Raw genomic sequence first — 450 nt, 5'->3', positions numbered from 1 at the left:
CCCGGCGAGGACGAGCTCTGGGTCGGCACCAGCGTGCCGCGCGACACCCCGGCGGTGACCACACTGGTCGGTGACACCGTCCCGGTCACCAACGCCTCCCCACGCTGGACCGTCACCACCATCCGCTGAGACCGGTCCGCCGGCCGTCCCTCCAGGTCGGCCGGCGGACCGCGGTCACTCGGGTGCCGGCTCGCGGCTTCGCCGATCTCGCCCGGCCGGTTCGGTCACGCCGGTGCCGGCGACCCCGCCGTCGCGGCGGTCGTGCCGCGGGCCGAGCTGGCTGATCTCGTACCCGTCGGGGTAGCTCCTGGCCCGGATGCCGTCGGCGAACAAGGCCGTCGCCCGTGGCGCGCCGAACCACCGCTGCGACAGTGAGCGCGTCTTCAGGGCCAGGTGCAACCCCGCCCGGACCGGCCAGGCCGGCGTGTCCACCCGCGTCGCGCGCCGCAG

1 pseudogene is annotated in these 450 nt (G+C 76.2%); it reads right to left on the bottom strand.

Annotated features, from left to right (window positions below):
• Nucleotides 1-174: 174 nt before the first annotated feature.
• Nucleotides 175-450: pseudogene (locus KBX53_RS35735) on the bottom strand (hypothetical protein); the annotation flags it as partial.

The organism is Micromonospora sp. M51 (genome assembly GCF_018070305.1).
Classification (GTDB): domain Bacteria; phylum Actinomycetota; class Actinomycetes; order Mycobacteriales; family Micromonosporaceae; genus Micromonospora; species Micromonospora parva.
Note: the sequence above shows the minus strand (reverse complement) of the source record. Positions and strands in the feature narration are given on the sequence as shown.